At 59.1% G+C, this 15,398-nt stretch carries 10 protein-coding genes; 3 read left to right on the top strand and 7 right to left on the bottom strand.

The annotated features are described in order from the left end of the window. Positions 1-3 precede the first annotated feature (3 nt). The 4 genes from QD357_RS14975 to QD357_RS14990 form a co-directional block, all read right to left on the bottom strand. Entirely contained in the window at positions 4-1,425 is a 1,422-nt protein-coding gene (locus tag QD357_RS14975; protein WP_414124521.1) for a hypothetical protein, read from the bottom strand. Further along, positions 1,422-4,268 carry a peroxidase family protein gene (locus QD357_RS14980; protein ID WP_414124522.1) on the bottom strand — a complete coding sequence of 949 codons (2,847 nt, stop codon included), beginning with the start codon at positions 4,266-4,268 and terminating at the stop codon, positions 1,422-1,424. Before QD357_RS14980 ends, QD357_RS14975 begins: the two co-directional genes overlap by 4 nt. Before the next feature lie 166 nt (positions 4,269-4,434). Beyond that, positions 4,435-6,153 carry a thiamine pyrophosphate-binding protein gene (locus QD357_RS14985; RefSeq protein ID WP_414124523.1) on the bottom strand — a complete coding sequence of 573 codons (1,719 nt, stop codon included), beginning with the start codon at positions 6,151-6,153 and terminating at the stop codon, positions 4,435-4,437. Between the two features lie 383 nt (positions 6,154-6,536). Beyond that, positions 6,537-9,098 carry a patatin-like phospholipase family protein gene (locus tag QD357_RS14990; protein ID WP_414124524.1) on the bottom strand — a complete coding sequence of 854 codons (2,562 nt, stop codon included), beginning with the start codon at positions 9,096-9,098 and terminating at the stop codon, positions 6,537-6,539. Positions 9,099-9,346: 248 nt separating this feature from the next. On the opposite strand from QD357_RS14990, the gene QD357_RS14995 reads away from it, so the two are divergent. The 3 genes from QD357_RS14995 to QD357_RS15005 are packed head-to-tail and all read left to right on the top strand — an operon-like array spanning position 9,347 to position 12,164. Then, positions 9,347-10,369: an ABC transporter substrate-binding protein gene (locus tag QD357_RS14995; RefSeq protein WP_414124525.1), complete on the top strand. Its 1,023-nt coding sequence runs from the start codon at positions 9,347-9,349 to the stop codon at positions 10,367-10,369. Next, a complete protein-coding gene (locus QD357_RS15000) occupies positions 10,366-11,406 on the top strand; it encodes a FecCD family ABC transporter permease (protein WP_414124526.1) in 1,041 nt (346 codons plus the stop codon). The genes QD357_RS14995 and QD357_RS15000 overlap by 4 nt, the downstream gene beginning before the upstream one ends. Continuing rightward, positions 11,403-12,164, top strand: coding sequence for an ABC transporter ATP-binding protein (locus QD357_RS15005; RefSeq protein WP_414124527.1), 762 nt, complete (start codon positions 11,403-11,405; stop codon positions 12,162-12,164). Before QD357_RS15000 ends, QD357_RS15005 begins: the two co-directional genes overlap by 4 nt. Positions 12,165-12,212: 48 nt before the next feature. Here QD357_RS15005 and QD357_RS15010 read toward each other — a convergent pair whose 3' ends face one another. The 3 genes from QD357_RS15010 to QD357_RS15020 form a co-directional block, all read right to left on the bottom strand. After that, on the bottom strand, positions 12,213-13,319 hold the full coding sequence (locus QD357_RS15010) for a helix-turn-helix domain-containing protein (RefSeq protein WP_414124528.1): 1,107 nt from the start codon (positions 13,317-13,319) through the stop codon (positions 12,213-12,215). Positions 13,320-13,431: 112 nt separating this feature from the next. Next, a complete protein-coding gene (locus QD357_RS15015) occupies positions 13,432-14,361 on the bottom strand; it encodes a heme-binding protein (protein WP_183938459.1) in 930 nt (309 codons plus the stop codon). A gap of 16 nt (positions 14,362-14,377) precedes the next feature. Further along, positions 14,378-15,394, bottom strand: coding sequence for a sugar phosphate isomerase/epimerase family protein (locus QD357_RS15020; RefSeq protein ID WP_183938637.1), 1,017 nt, complete (start codon positions 15,392-15,394; stop codon positions 14,378-14,380). Positions 15,395-15,398 lie beyond the last annotated feature (4 nt).

Here is a 15,398-nt window from a genome sequence, read left to right on the forward strand (position 1 = left end):
TTGTCAGTGCCAGTCCTGATTATGGGAGCGGTGAACGTCCGTGAGCCCGTTTCTGAAGAACCGATCATAATAGTCGATCTCGACGTGATGGGCCTGCAGCCAGACGCCCGGCACATGGATCGCGTCGCAATGCGCCGGGAAACGGCCATGCGTCTCGTAGATATAGGTGCAGATGTCCCGCGCGCAGCCGATGACGTCGTCGTTGTAGACGGCAGCCTCCGCCAGATAGCGTTTGCCGTAGTCATCCTTGTATATCTCGGCAAAGAGGGCCTGATCGTTGAAGAGGCCGTTCTTGCCGAACTTGTCCTCGACGACGGCCTTAACGGCGTCCGCCATGCTGTCGTAATAGGGTGGCGACATACCCTTGATCAGATGCTCGCCTTTGAAGCGCAGTCCGATCGGGTTGCTGCGCAGGTTGGCGTAACGCGGCAAAGGGACCTGCCAGCGCAGAATGTCCATCAGGCGCCAGCGCGGCGTGACGACGTCGAAGCCCAGCATGGGGCCGTACGTCTTCAGGAATTTCGGGTCGCCAACGAGGACCGGCGGGCTGATGGAGCCATGGATCCAGGCGCCAAGCCCCATGGCGTCGGCGGTCAGGAATATATTCTGCAAAAGGAGATCGGCCTCGATCTGAGTGCGCAGCGAACCGATGACGCCGAGGGGGATCTTGATATCCTTGTTCAGAAAGCCCTTGTCCACCCAGCGCTTGACACCTGCGAGCCGGTAGAAATTGCGGTCGTCCACGATTGCCGGCCGGGCGCCGTCCGGCTGGGTCAGCAGGTACATCATGCCGTTGATATATTGCCGCGAGAGGTCGACCACCGGCAGGAAGATGGTCGTGCCCGGCAGGTTCGACAGGAACCGATTGGAATCGAGATAGGCCGGAAAGGCGCGCTTGCCGTCCGGAACATCAAGACGGTGATCGAGAATACGCACCTTCGCCTCTGCCGCCCGGGCGATCAGCCTTTCCGCCGTCAGCGCTTTCTCGCCATCCGGTGGCGGCGGCAATTTGCGGATGAAATAGGTGCCGCTGTCGTTGATCATGAAAAAATGCGTGCCCTGGGCATTGTCGGGACTGCCGGCGGTGCGGCCCTCCATGACAAGGTTCGGCTTGGCCATGATCGGTTGATGCGTGGCCGGGTCCTCGAAAGGCCGGTCGGGCATGGTGAGACCCGTCGAACCCGTGATGGCAATCAGCATCGCCTCTTCAAGCTCCGAAAGAGGTTCCCGCGGGTGCTCCGACTGGTAGCTCATCGTGCCGGCCAGCACCGAGCTCCCTTGGCTGACGCGATGGGTGCGTCGGCGCCATATTGTCTCGATCAGCGGTCTTCGGAACAGCGCGTCAAGGCCGCGATTGCCTGTCGAGGTTCCAGTCGCAGCCGCACCTGCCGGCGAACGATCATCTGTTCCAGGTAGGTCGGTCATGATGCCCTCTTTTCCAGATCCTGCTTTTCGCCGCCGAGAAGAACCGGCCGCCAGGGCACAAAGGCGCTGGCATTGCGCGGCAGCATGGATGCAAGATCCGGGCAATGCCGCAGGATCAGGCTCGTCATGCCGTTATTGGCGATCCAGTCGATGCCGAAGGGCGAATAGACCTCCGGACGGAAATCCACCGTCAGGAAGCGATCGCTCTGCAGCCGGCGCGATGCCATGAGAATGAAAATACGGAAAGCGGTGTCGCTGAAGCCGAAGCCTTCCGGCGGGGGTTCGGCGAAGAGGCCGACCACGGTGTCGATGCGGTCGATGTCGCCGTAGATCTCCTTCAGCAGCCGCACGTCCTCCGGGTTGGTCGACAATTCCTCCCAATGCTTGATCCGCGGCCGGTGCAGGCCGGCCCTGAAATCATTGTAGCGCGGCACGCCGCGGCGGCGCGTACGGACGAGATCGACGACGGAAAGGTCGATGATCTCCTTATCGCGCGTGAACGCCTGAAGTGCACGGGGGAAGTTGTGCAGGGTGATGGCGCCGGGATGGGCCGTGCCGAAGGAATAGAGCGTGTTGCGAAGACCATATTGCCGCATGATCTCATCGGCGCCCGGGCCTTGTATATCCATGAAGCTCTTTTCGGCGATCTTGGCCCCCGTCTTGTGATTATAGAAGCAGTAATCGTCGGGCAGCAGCGGATGCATGCGGTAGACGGTGACGAAATCCTCGGTCAGCGAATAAGGCGTGCCATGATGATCCGGCATCGTCTTCGGGATGCCGGTGGATGCATGCGCGTCGATTAGCCAGAGGCCTGCCTTCGTCAGCCAGTCATTGGTGGGCGGGCCGTTCCAGTTGCTGGAAAGGCCAACTTCGATCGCCTTGGTGGCAAGGATCGCCGGCGTCCATTCGACCGTATGGATCTTGGCAATCAGCGCTGAGACGATCAACCTGGCGGTCTGGTAGATGCGTTCGTCGTCCCAATTGCCGTATTGGCGCCGGAGCTCGTCGCAGAGCAGATTATGTTCGCGCGCAAACAGCGTGTGCATGGCGCTCAAGCCAAGCCACCAGCTCTCGTTGAAGCCGGTCACTTCGAAACCGTGGACATCGACCGGAAGGTGCCCGTCGACCAGGCGTATCTTCGGACCCTCGCGCAGGTCCTTGGCCTTCTTGCTGTCGGGACCGTAAACCTCCGATCCGTCCCACCAATGCGAGGCGGCATTGCCGAAATAAATCGGCTGCTTACCGTCATAGCCGCTGATCTCCATATTTCCGGCAATCCGCATCACGTCTTCCGGCTTGCCGCCGACCTCGCTCGTCCATTTCATCCCGGCGGGAAGGCCGACGACGACGTCTTTTTGTCCCAGGGGATGGCGGGCATGGTTGACCCAATCGTGGACCTGAAACTGAATCCAGGCGGCGGCGAGGATGTTGAGCGAACGCGCCGGAATGAACGTATCACGATGCAGCAATTGCTGCGCAACCACCACCGGATTGGGCGTGTCGAACAGTTCAGGCGCAAAAACCGGCGTGATGTTGCGGCCGAAGGTCGAGCCCACGGCGCCCATCTTCGGTGCCGATAGATCGTTGAACGTACCGTCATAGGTCCGCATTTGCCGCTCGCCTTCGGCAATCGCCGGCGGCGGTGTCGGACGAGCGACTGGCGGCGCTTCGACAGGATCGGTCCCGATCAAGTTCTTTTCGCGCAAGACGTAACGGAAAGCATCGAGATTGAGCAGGCTCAGCCGCAGCGGCAGCCGGTGCCAGGCGATGAACCGGTTTATGACCAGAAAAGCAGAGCGCGCAATGCTCCCAGCCACCCGGTTGCGAAGCGGCACCGGTGTCGTCCAACGGAAACTGTGGCGATAAGCGGCGCTGGCGTCATAAACCACTTTGCGCGCCCGGTTCAGATTGCCGAGTGGCCTGAAGGCGTCGGTCGTGTTCCAGGGATTGAACGCCAGCTCGTCGACAAGGCGCGCATTGGCGATGGTTTCGGCGTCGCCGGTTTTCGGCTTGCTGACTTTGAGGTCTGCTACCTTGATCGGAGGCGAGGCGGACTCCGTCCATTCGACGGATGTGTCCTCGATCGGCGTCTGCTTCCGATCGACGAAAAGCTGGAGACAGAGTTCGTAGCGGATATCCCCGACCTCCAGCCGCCGGGCGATTTCGGCGGAGAGATAGCCGGGATCGGTTTTGGACGGATCGGGAGCATATGGCGCATTTGGTGCGGGCCGGAATAGGTAGCGCACCGCCAGCCTGTCGCCCCAACACATCGCACCGCGGCTCCAGAACGTCTCAAGCGCCAGGCTGCGGATTTTCCGGTTACGGCCGGTCGTGACATTGCGGATCATGCGCAGGGTTTCGGAGGGTCCGAAAGTGAAGGCGAGGCCGATCACACCGAAGAGCCGGCTCAAGCCGCCGCCCGCCGTCGCCTTGGCAAAGGCAACGAACTGCCTGGCATCGCGGGCATGGGAAACCGGAAAATTCGTCGCCAGGAGATCGTGTTGCTCCTGATCCGAAACATTGATCCGCACAGCCAAGCCACGCAGATCGGGCATATAGTCCGGTTGACCGTAACCGCTGGCATTGGACAGGCGCAGGATGGCGGAATAGCTCTTGCCTGGCGCAGCGAAACCAACCCTCAGATCTTCGGGCAGGTCATCGACGAACGTCAACTCGGCATCGATAGCCGCAAAGACCGCCTTGCTGTGAAACGCGCGCTGGATATCGGCCGCTTTGGCATAGCTGCGCGTCTTGTATTGGACCCGCATCATGTCTTGCGCGAGCCGCTCGAACATCAAGCGCTCAGCCTCCACGCCACCTTGGTAGGATTCACTCCACTCCATTGTCGCCCTCCGTGAACGCATCGATACGATGGCTTTCGGCCCCATCGCATCGATGGGAATGCATAGGATTGAAATGCGGCGGACGATCCCCGTTTTCCCTGCGCCGTCCGCGATGCGACAGGGAAACGCTTTCGATTTCGGCGCATTGCGCCGACGAACAAAGTGGCTATTGCGTGCCCCGACCCGGGAGAATCCGATTCTCGACCATTTCCGCGATACCGGACAGAAGCCCTTTCGGAGACGGGCTGTAATGCGGTAGCGCAAGTCGTGTGATGTGGGCGTCGATGATCACCGGCTTACGAAGTGCGAGCGCCTCTTCGAAGGCGCTTTCGAACTCCTCGATCGTCTCCACCCTATATCCCAGCGCCCCGCAGGCCCTGGCATAGGCGACATAATCCGGATTACCGAATTCGACCAAACCCGATTCCGCATAGGCTTCGAGTTGATAAAGCTTGATGAGCTTGAATTCGCCGTCGTTGAAAATGATCCAGATGACCGGGATGTCGTATTGAACGGCGGTCAGAAGCTCGAAGCCCGAGAGCAGATAGCATCCGTCGCCGCAGCCGACGATCACGGGACGGTCAGGATTGGCGCATTTGGCGCCAAGCGCACCATTGACATGCCCCGCCATCGGCCCGAACCCGCCAGGCTTGCGAAAGAACTGCCCCGGTGAAAGCTCCAGATAATAGCCGAGCCAGGCAAGATGTGCGCCGGCGTCTGCAAGCATAATGGCATTCGGCGGCAGACGCTTGGAGACGGCCTGGGCGAGTTGGCCAGGATGAATGTCGGCCAGGAGATGGACGATCCGCTCCGCGTCATAGTCGCGCCCCTCGGCGGGTCTCGACGGCACGGCCTCGACCTTCGGCCATATTTCCTTGTTGAGCGCCGCGACCGCGCGTTTCGCATCGCCGATGATTGCGGCATCGGATTTGTAGACCTTGTCTATTTCGCCGATGTCGATGTTGATATGGATCAGCGTCTTGCCGGTCAGAAGATCATCGCGAAAATTGAAAGTGGCATGCTGCGCGAAAGAGTTCCCCACCGCAAGGATCACATCGGCCTCAAGGAAAGCCTTCCAGGCGGCGCTGTGGCCGCTGTCGCAGAACACGCCGACTGAGAGAGGATGACGCTCCGAGATGATGCCTTTTCCATCGAGCGTCGTCGCAAACGGGATCTGGTAGCGCTCCAGCAGTTCCGTCAACTCCGGTCCGGCACTGCTGCGAACGGCACCGAAGCCGATCAACGCCAAGATCTTTTTACCCTTAGCAACGGCACCCGCCAGAAGCTCGGCAACCTCACTCACCCTTTTCGCGTCTGGCATCACCGACCGTCGCTCAAGATTGATGTCGCGGTAGTTGTCAACGGAGACGCCATGATGCGTTAGGTTTTCCGGAACATGGATGTGCACCGGGCCGGGGCGGCCGTCGAAGGCCAGGTTGACGGCCTCTTCGACAACGTCACAGGTCTTGGCGGCATCCGTCAGTAGAAATGACTTCTTCGTGGTGGCCGCAAACATCGCCTGGGAATCCGGAGTCCGACTGACGCCGGAGGTTTCATTCAAGGCGCCCTTCCCCTTCCAATCGAGGGAGGCGTATCCGGAAACGGCCAGTACGGGATAGGAGTCCGACATGGCAACGGCCAATCCGGAAAACAGATTGAAGGCGCCCGGCCCCGCGGTCGCAAAGCAAAAGCCCAAGCGATCCGAATGCATGGCATATCCGCATGCCATGAAGGAAGCCGCCTGTTCGTGGCGAGTGATGACGGGTTTTATCGAGGAATGTTTGAGGGCAAGCATCAGACCGGCGGCATTTTCGCCTGCTCCGCCGAAAGCGGCGCCGACCCCTACTCCCTCAAGCGCCTTCACGATCGCCTCGTAGACTCTCATCGAGAATGCCCTCCAAACGCACAGACTAACCGACGCGTCTAATTCTCAACTACATTGTCAATGCGGAAAGACACTGCTCCTGCATTCAAGTCCCGAAAATATTAGAAAATATCTATATAATGGCCAAACCTGCTTGGTGAGACCCGCCGCATTTCGCGCGTGAAATCCAAGCAACCGAAGCTGAAATATGCTGTCGAACGAAACTGCCATTTGGTGGGGTAATCGCGCCACCTCTCATCGTCCAGGCCATCTTTGCGCATTTTGAAATAAACTTCAACCTCAGATTACCGCAAGGAAACAGTACCGAACGGCTTCTGCTTTTTCTCGGTCATAACAATGGGTAACGAGATTCCTAAAACAATTTGTGATCGTATATCCACTACCTAAAGCCGCGCGCTGAAGGCGGCGCGCAGCTGCGGCGGAACATTCAGCAACGCGAGTGCCGCGACAAGCTCATCACTCCAGCCGGCTGGTAAAGTCGATGGCTGCGCGAATTCATCGGTCCCACTCAGAAAGTGCTGAGCGGCGTGAAAGCCGAGCGCGCGATAGACCTCGAACTGCTCCTCGCTGAAAAATTGGTCGAGTGTCGTCTCGTGCGGAAAGGTCGGGTTCCGCCTCTTATAGTCCATGATGTAATCGTTCTCGTCGCCGGTCAGCGATGACTTGATGTAGAGCAATATGCCCTTTTCGTCCTCGCCGTATTCTATGATGCCAACGGCGGCGTGGGGTCCTTTGAATCTCGCCGGCGCACCTATCTTCGCTGCCATCTCCTTGGTCACGTCCAGGCCTCTCTTCTGGATGTCCCGCCAGGGGAGTTCGATGCGTATGCCGAGGTCGATACGTGCCATGACCTGGAGTTTCACGAAGGATTCAAATGTCATGCTTGGATCGGCTTCGGCATCGATGGCGAGAATAACTTTGCAGCGGCGGCGTAGCAATTCGTATATGCCGAGATTTTCTATATGGCCGCCGTCGGTCAGATAGACGTTCAGCCTCCTCTCGTCCAAGCGACCGGCGGTTTCATTGGCAAAGTACCAAGTCCCGAAATTCGACCACCATCGGTTCGGCCAATGGCGCAACGCGCCGAGCTTTGCCGGATTGGCAAGCCAATAGCCGAGGCGGACGTTCAGCAAGGAAAGGCTGAAGGTCAATATGCGGACGGTATGGTTTCCCATATTCGCCGACGCCGCCGCACCGGATGTGGCCATCGCCGTCGCAAGGCTGAGCGACGGAACGGCGTCCTCCATCTCCTTCGTCGCCACGTAGCGCGTTGCTTGGCTACCGATATACAACGGGCTAAAGATGAAATTATCGGCGTTGCGGCCGCGCTTGTTGAGGGCCTTCGACGCGATCAAATTGATTGTCGTGTTGACGAGCAGATAAGGCGCATAGGCCGCTCCCTTGTTCCAAATGCCTCCCTTGGCATTGAACTGCTTCAACGACGAGAATTTCCAACGGTCGACATCGACAGACGGCTTGCCGCTTCCTAGACGCACGCGCTCAAACAGGAAAGCCCGGCTGAGACGGTCCCGGTAGAGCTGGTTCAGCGAGTTGGAATTGGGCCCGATGAAGAGGCAGATGAAGGCGAGCAGCAAGGCGACCCAGAGATAGAGCGAGCCGATCTCGCCGAGCCTCCCGATGGCAGGAATATGGTTTGTGACAAGGGCAGACACAGCAGAAAGCCAAGACGGAGCAACGGGATCAGGCGGAGGAGCGGAAGCCAGCTCGGCTACGGGCGTAATCGCCCAAAAACTGAGATAGAGATAGGAAACCCACAGCAGCAGCGGCACGACAAAGGCCGAAAGATAGAGGGCGATACGGCTCGCGTATTTTTTTAGCGTTGCCGTCCAGGTTGCCTCTCCGAGGGTCGCTCTTGCGATGTTCGCGAGCTTCTGCGCCGCACCTATCAACACAAGAGCTGCTGGAAGCAGAACGCTGGCAAGCGATGGAACGATATGCGCGATCGCCAGAAGAACGCTCTTCATGCCGCCGTTTTCGAGGCCGGCGATTTCGGGCGTAGTGGTCGTTGCCCCAGCAAACATGCCGCTGAGGATGAGCGGCTGCAGCTCGATGAGAAAGGCGCCGGCAATGGCTGCGACGAGCCAGCCGAGGATCCATGCAAGCCGCTCGCGCGTCATCAGCCGGCTGGTCTGAAACGTCACGGAGGTTGCGATCGCGCTGACGAACATCAAGGCCAGGACGACAACGGTAACATTGATCGTCAATGTGAATGCTTCCAAGCCCTTGACGGTGATGAAGGGAAGCCAACCGCGGCTGAGTGGAAAGCCGATAATATCAGGCTGCCCGAGATCGATGGAACGGGGATTGCAGGCGACGGTAAACACGGCAAGCAGAAGCAGGGCGGGCAGGACGATCAGCGCGTTCACGAATAATCCGCGCATCAAAAGCGCAAAGCTCGTCAGATAGTCGATCGTTCCGTTTGGGACGAGGAAGTTCGAATAGTTTCGCAGATGCTGGATTTCCGGCGTTTCCTGGGAATCGAGCTTGCTGGCAAAGGGGAAGGTATAGGGCTCCTGCATCATGCCTGAGACGATGGATGTACCGATGTAGCCGCCACCGGACACCGTAGAGAGATAATCGAAGGCGTCGAAGACACGCGGCTCGCCATCATGCGTCAGCGCATCCAGCGCTTGCGAGACGCCGAGGCAAAAGGCGGCAGAGCGGATGCCGCCGCCGGAAAACGCAAGCCCGGTCAGGTTGCTGCCGGTCTCAATTCGGACGGTGCCACGTTTGCCCGCGCCGGTATGGTCCTGCGAAAGTTTCGCCGCATGGCGGGGGATGTGGAACCTCGCATTCCCCGCGCCTTCCGTTGTGGAATGGCGCTCGGCCCGCACAGCTTCCACGCCGCCATTCTGAAGTGACTGGCGCCGGAAGTTGACGACATCCAGCTCCCGTTTGAAGATCGCTTCGAAATCCAGGGTCATGCGTCCCACCCCATTGCCAAGAATGGTTGCCATTCAAATACGCGCTGCAATTGTATCAGAAATGTTTCGCGGCGAAGGAAGCATTTTTCCATGGCGATTGCGCTCGCCGTCGCACCCGCGCTGACGGCAGTTTTCGACAGCCTTAAAAAATATGACTGAAACGCTCTTGTTTTTGACGCCGCTCAGGGGCTATACCGCCGGCATTTACGCCCGGCCCTTCCGGCTACAGAACAATCAGGACCTTTCTTGTGACCCTATTGAAATCATTTCTCGCCATTTCCGGCCTCTGCGCCGCGCTCAGCTTCAGCGGTGCCTCGGCATTCGCCGCTTCGAAGTATCCGCTGACCATTGAAAATTGCGGCGTGCAGGTGACCTTCCAGAAGGCGCCCGACCGGGCGATCGGCCTTGGCCAGAACAGCGCGGAGATCCTGCTGCTATTGGGCCTTCAGGATAAGATGGTCGGCACAGCCTTCTGGCCGAGCAAGGTATTGCCGCAGCTTGCCGAAGCCAATGCCAAGGTGAAGCTGCTGACGGTCGAATTCCCGACCTTCGAAACCATCCTCGCGGAGAATCCCGATTTCGTGGCAGCAGCTTTGCCGAGCTTGATGGGGCCGAGCAGCAAAGTTGCCAAGCGCGAGGACTACGACAAGGTCGGCATCCCGACCTACCTTTCGCCCAGCACCTGCCTCAGCACCAAAGAGGTCAAGGACCAATATGGCAGCCGCGCTCAGCTATGGAACACGGACCTTCTCTACAAGGAAATCGACGAGCTGTCGCAGATCTTCGACGTCGCCGATCGCGGCCAGGCGCTGATTGCCGATTTCAAGGCGCGCGAGGCAGCACTTCGCTCCAGCGTTTCGAAAGACGGCAAGAACCTCTCCTACGTCTTCTGGTTCTCGAGCCCCGGCCCGTCGGCCGACGCCTATCTCGGCGGCAAGAATGCCGCTTCCGGCTTCATCGCCGACCTGCTCGGCGGGTATAACGCGGTGACTGCGGAAGCGGAATGGCCGACGCTCGGATGGGAAAGCATCATTGCCGCCAATCCGGACGTCATCGTCGTTGCCAATCTCGACCGCAACCGTTGGGAACTCGACAAGTCCGACGCCAAGATTAAGTTCTTGACCACCGATCCGGCGGTCAGCCAAAGCTCGGCTGTCAAGAACAAGGCGATCGTGGTCATCGACGGCCAAGCCATGAACCCGACGGTTCGAACGGTCTACGGTGCCGAACAGGTGGCGGACCAGCTGAAGGCGCTTGGTTTTCTGAAGTGACCGATACGCGTCGCCCTCTTCAGCGGTTTTTCGCCTTCGGCTTGCTGCTGTTGGCTTCGTTCGCTGCCATCGGTCTCGTCGTCGGGATTAGCGTCGGGATCGGCGATCTGCCGATCCCGCTCGTCACCACCTTCTCCGCCGTTACCAATCGAATGGGATGGACGGCGGTAGAACTCAACAATATCCATGAGGCGGTAATCTGGGACTATCGTCTCAGTCGGGCGCTGGTGGCTGTCTTCTGCGGCGCAGGGCTTGCACTCTCGGGAGCGATCATGCAGGCGCTGCTGCGCAATCCGCTTGCCGAACCCTATGTTCTCGGCATCTCGGCGGGCGCATCTACCGGCGCCGTTGCGATTGTCATCCTCGGCGTCGGCGCCGGGGCGGTATCCCTATCTGCCGGGGCTTTTGCCGGCGCCTTCGCGGCCTTCCTCCTGGTGGCCTTGCTGTCGAACGGCACACGTGGCGGCGCCGACCGCACCATCCTTGCCGGTGTCGCCGCATCGCAGCTTTTCAATGCTGCGACCTCCTATATCGTGACGACATCGGGCAATGCGCAGCAAGCCCGCGATGTGATGTTCTGGCTGCTCGGCAGTTTCGGCGGCGTGCGGTGGCCGGAATTCATCCTGGTGTCGATCGTCGTCGGCTTCGGGCTCGTCGCCTGCCTGCTTTATGCCCGCGTGTTGGATGCCTTTGCCTTCGGCGACGAGGCGGCATCCTCGCTCGGTGTCAATGTCGCGAGGGCGCGGATCGCACTTTTCGTTCTGACGGCAATGATGACGGCGACGATCGTCAGCATCGTGGGCTCGATCGGTTTCTTCGGCCTCGTAGTGCCGCATGCGGCGCGCTTTCTCGTCGGGCCGCTGCATATTCGTCTGCTTCCGACCTGCGCCGTAGCGGGCGCGATCCTCATGGTGCTCGCGGACATAGCGTCGCGTGTCCTCGTTCCGCATCAGGTCCTGCCGATCGGCGTCGTCACAGCGCTCGTGGGCGTGCCCATCTTCTCGATCATTCTTTACCGGTTCCAGCGTGCGTCATGACCATCAAGGCAGATAATCTCGTCTGGAGAATTGGTAAGAAGACCATTCTTGACGGCGTCTCATTCGAGGCGCAGCCAGGCAAGATGCTTGGCCTGCTCGGGCCGAATGGCTCCGGCAAGACCTCGCTTCTCCGTCTTCTCGCTGGTCTGAAGCGACCACATTCCGGCCGCATCACCCTCGACCAGAAGGATATCACCACGATCGGCCGGCGCACGATCGCCCGGCGCGTCGCCTTTGTCGAACAGCACGCCACGACCAATACCAATCTGCGGGTCATCGATGTCGTAAAGCTCGGCCGGTTTGCGCACCTGTCCATGTTTTCGGGCTGGACCGTAGCCGACGAAAAGGCTGTCGAAGGTGCGCTCGAACGCGCCGGGATGACGGAGAAACGCAATGATCGCTGGCAGAGCCTATCGGGTGGCGAAAAACAGCGCACGCACCTGGCGAGAGCCCTGGCGCAATCCCCGCAGGAACTGATCCTCGACGAACCGACCAATCATCTCGATATCCAGTATCAAATCAGCCTGATGCGGCTTGTCAGCGACCTTCCGGTTACCAGCATCATCGCTTTGCATGACCTGAACCACGCCGCCATGTTCTGCGACCAACTGATCATCATGCAGCAAGGCAAGATCGTCGCGTTCGGTGCGCCGGACGTCGTGTTGACGGAAGAGCTTCTGAGAAACGTTTTTTCCGTCGAAGCCCAGGTAGAGACGTCGCCTCATCACTCACGACCGTATATCCACTTTCTTCGGTGAGGGCCGCTTCCGAACGCCACCCGATATCGACGTCAGGCTGAAACGCACCTAGCTGGGCACGCCGAACGGCAATGTCCAACCTGCCGGACTGTTGGTTTCCTGCTGATGGGAATGGGGAACTCCCTGTTCAAGCCGTAGGCTGCGACCCAGCATATTCTCCAGCGTTTCCTTCGGCGTGTGGCCGAATTCGGCCTTGAACAGTCGATAGAAATATTTCTCATTCGAGAAGCCGTGGCTCCAGGCAATCTCGGCTATGTGGCGTCGAGCGTGGTTGGGGTCTGCCAGCGTATGGTGAGCACGCCACAATCTCCGGCGCTGTATCTGCCGCATGACGCCGCCATCATTTTCGAACAGTTGATAGAGTTTCGCCCGCGACACTCCGACATCCCGGCAAATTCGATCGGGCGTCAGATCCGCTTCCAGCAAATGCCCGTCGATGTAGCGCCGGATTCGGCCGAGCAGCAGATCGCGCGCGGCATTGCCCGCCTCGGGCGCCACATCCGGGGCCGAAGACACAGCAGCGGTCACAAGCTGCATGGTCGATTGAACGATATAGGGAATGTCTTGCTGTTTCAGATTGGAAAGATTTCGGTACAGCGAAATCATGTGGTCTCCCAGAAGACTTGCCATGCCGCCCGACAGCGTATGCCCGTGCAGAAGCTCCGTTCTTCCTGGCAGGAGATGCCGCGGCACCAAAAGGGAAATTGTGTCGTCCGCCTCGACCAAGCATTCATTGATTTGCGCAGCATCGACGACGAACAGATCGCCAGCGGATTTGGTGGGGCTTTGATCTGTCGACCAGCAAATCAATCGACCTCTCAACATCAGACTGAACCGGAAGAAGTCGTGGCCGTCGGTACGGGCAAGTCTTTCGGTTCTGCGGATTTCGTATGCGGGCGCCCGACCCTGATTGAGCCACTTCCTGCCCGATATGATGAGAGGACCCAGAGTGGCCCCGGTTGCCTCTGCGTTAAAGGCAACTGGACTATCGTTCCGTAACCTGCAATCGCAATGATTGTCCCGCACCCATGCGTGGAACCGATCCTTTTCCGGAAATGCGAGCGTGGAAAAATTAAAAATCGATATCGAAGATGTCTGCATCGTAGGACTATATGCTTCGTGGCTAGGCGGCCGTTGATAGAATACGAAGAACAACCGTAAAATGTGTCACTATGTTGACGCTTATCGCGCCGATTGTGGATTGGCTGGGGACGAATGGTGGCGCGGAACAGGTGCCAACCGGACCACACCAACCCACCAAACCCGCCTAAAATGCTTTGATCAATGTTCCGACCGTCACATGCGGAAAGCTCTTGCCTTTGAAATTCAGCAAGCCGGTCTGCGAGTATTGCAATTGCAGGAACTCGTTCCCCAGATTGTCGACGATGGTTTCGATGGCAAAGACGGAATCGAGATCGAGCGTATTGGCATTGGTGGTGATGAACGGGATGTTGGCGATGCCGCCGGCCGTGGAGGTTATCAACCGTGTAATCTGTTTGATGGTCTGACCCTGCTCGAAGACCTGATGGTTCAAGGTATCCCGCAGCACCTGATTGGGATCGTCGATCAGTGCCTGAGTGATGCCTGGAGGGACGGGATTTGTGCGGAATTGGCTTGGAACAGCAAGATCATATTCGGGATATGGATTCTTGCTGTCGGACGCCGGCGGCTCACCGCCAATAGCGAAGGGTATGGTATTGGCCGGCGGAATCTCCGGCACCTTGTCGAACGTGGCATGCTGTACGAAACCGACTGTGCAGAAGGCATTGCCGTGGGGAATCGTACCCAACCTCGCAATGGTCGCATCGGCCTTTGGCGCCGTGGTCGCCGGGATCGTCAGCCACATGCCGGGTTCGATATGCAACGCGCCGCCATTGGTGCCGTCCGTGACGCGGTGCAGATAGGTGACGCCATAAATGGCGATATCGCCTTGCTCGCTGCCGCGATTGAAGACCGGGGATCCGATTGAGGTGAATTCGATCGTTTCATGCAACAGATTGAGTTGCAGGAAGATGCCGTTTTCGCTGCGACCGGAATGATCAGGACGCGCAATTAGGCTGAAACCCGTCCCTTCCCAGAACCCCGGAAGATCCGCCAGGTCGCCAAGCCGATCGGCGGTGACCCTTTGCGAGGTCGCGACGCGCCGCAACGTGGTCGCCCCTCTCATGTGAAGTGCGGAAGGCTCTATGTCGTTCATCGTCGTCACCTGTCCTTCAAAGCGCCGAAAGATATTTAAGCTTGGCGAATTCCTCCCGGACGGTTTCCAGACCGTCGCGGGCAACGTCATAGGCGCTGGGTCGGCCGGCCACGGGCTGGTCCTCGCCCGGAATCCAGAATTTGCGGCGGGTGAGATGCAGGCCGCCGAGGAAAGCTGGTATTGCGTTGAAGACCTCGATCAGGAACGGGCCGTCATAGACCGGCAGGATCGGAGCAAGGAAGCTTTCCCAGGGGATCCAGCTATCCCTCAACGCACCCCGGTCAGGCGCGGAAATATGTATGTAATTCAGACGGCGTTGCGCCACGGTGGTGCGCAAGTCGGCCTGGTAAGCCGCAGGCCCGCTGCTTCCAAGCACCACATGCGCGCTATCGATGGTCAGGCCCGCCTGGGAACTGGCTACCCCTTCCAGGAAACCCAAAACATCCGAGACCATGTTCGGCGCCGGTGTTTCCCAATGGTCCACCGGCTCGATCGCGAGCTTGACGGCCCTCTTCTCCGCATAGCTGGCAAGCTCCTCGATAATCGGCCGCGCCAGCTTGTAGCGAGGTTCAAGCCAATCCTGCAGCGCATCGCTCCACAGCGGCGTGCCGGAATCGAGCGTCGGAAAAACGCCATATGGAAAGACGATCGGTCCGGCCATGACGGTCTTGCCGCCCAGGATCGACGTGATGTCGACGCGGGACTTCAAATAGGCCAATGCGCCTTCCCTCTGCTCCCGGAAAGGCGATGTGGGATCGAAGGTCCGCGTCGTCCCGACATTGGTCGTGAAGCGTACCGTTTCCAGGCCGGCCGCGTCCAAGGCCTGCCTGAAACGAGCATAACTGTCGATCTCGGCCTGATGATCGTCCATCTGCTGCGCGGCGATCGGCAGGTCGAAGCCGTCGTAGCCCATGGCGAGCAGGGCCTTGATGTGATCGATCAGGGTTTGGGTATAGGCCCGATCATTCGGCCGCAGGTCCGCCGTAAACATGAACAGGCTCAGCAGGATCTCTTTTTTTGCGCCCTTGTCCATCGTC

Origin of the sequence: Rhizobium sp. BR 317 (assembly GCF_047445835.1) — a bacterium.
In the GTDB taxonomy this organism is placed as follows: domain Bacteria; phylum Pseudomonadota; class Alphaproteobacteria; order Rhizobiales; family Rhizobiaceae; genus Rhizobium; species Rhizobium paranaense.

Coding starts and splice junctions, on each gene's coding strand:
- QD357_RS14985 (WP_414124523.1), bottom strand. CDS start 6,153: ATGAGAGTCTACGAGGCGATCGTGAAGGCGCTTGAGGGAGTAGGGGTC.
- QD357_RS14990 (WP_414124524.1), bottom strand. CDS start 9,098: ATGACCCTGGATTTCGAAGCGATCTTCAAACGGGAGCTGGATGTCGTC.
- QD357_RS14980 (WP_414124522.1), bottom strand. CDS start 4,268: ATGGAGTGGAGTGAATCCTACCAAGGTGGCGTGGAGGCTGAGCGCTTG.
- QD357_RS15005 (WP_414124527.1), top strand. CDS start 11,403: ATGACCATCAAGGCAGATAATCTCGTCTGGAGAATTGGTAAGAAGACC.
- QD357_RS15015 (WP_183938459.1), bottom strand. CDS start 14,361: ATGAACGACATAGAGCCTTCCGCACTTCACATGAGAGGGGCGACCACG.
- QD357_RS15020 (WP_183938637.1), bottom strand. CDS start 15,394: ATGGACAAGGGCGCAAAAAAAGAGATCCTGCTGAGCCTGTTCATGTTT.
- QD357_RS14975 (WP_414124521.1), bottom strand. CDS start 1,425: ATGACCGACCTACCTGGAACAGATGATCGTTCGCCGGCAGGTGCGGCT.